This is a genomic window from Pseudomonas sp. K5002 (assembly GCF_013386655.1).
Lineage (GTDB): Bacteria > Pseudomonadota > Gammaproteobacteria > Pseudomonadales > Pseudomonadaceae > Aquipseudomonas.
Map to the genome: position 1 here is coordinate 1 of NZ_JACARK010001452.1, position 612 is coordinate 612.

General features: G+C 63.4%; 2 protein-coding genes. One reads left to right on the forward strand and one right to left on the reverse strand.

Going from position 1 to position 612, the window contains the following annotated elements:
• Positions 1–303, reverse strand: a 303-nt coding sequence (locus HX846_RS37125) for a sulfite exporter TauE/SafE family protein (RefSeq protein WP_178967453.1), incomplete at its 3' end; no start/stop codon positions are given.
• 89 nt (positions 304–392) lie between these two features.
• Here HX846_RS37125 and HX846_RS37130 point away from each other — a divergent pair.
• Positions 393–612: NRDE family protein (locus HX846_RS37130; protein WP_178967454.1), on the forward strand; the 220-nt coding region annotated here is incomplete at its 3' end.

The following is a 612-nucleotide window of genomic DNA, read 5'->3' on the forward strand; positions in this document are numbered from 1 at the left end:
GATCGCCTCGGCGGTCAGCGCGCCAACGCCCGCGCCCAGCAGGATACCCACGGCCATCCATACGAAGATCGGCCAGCGCACGGCGCCGCGCCGATGATGCTCACGCACCGCATTCACCGACGTGAAGATAATAGACGCCAGGGACGTGCCGACAGCGAGGTGGGTCAGCACCGCGGGATCGAAGCCCTGCAAGGTGAAGCTGAACACCAGCACCGGCACAATAATGATGCCGCCGCCCACGCCGAACAGCCCGGCGAGCATGCCCGCGCAGGATCCCAGCAGCAAATACAGCAGAAATTCCATGGGAGCCCCCGAAAACAGACCGGCATGTTAACGGATGCAAAGCACAGGGTTCTATGGGTAGAGTGGGCAAAACACAAAGGGATTGCCTTATGTGCCTGATTGTTTTCGCCTGGCGGCCGGGCCACGCCCAGCCGCTGATCTTCGCGGCCAACCGTGATGAATTTTATGCCCGGCCCAGTTTGCCGTTGGCCCAGTGGCTGGATGCGCCCCATGTTTACGCGGGCAGGGACCAGGAAGCGGGCGGGACCTGGCTGGGAGTTGGCGCAGACGGGCGCTTTGCGGCGCTGACCAATATCCGTGACCCGCACC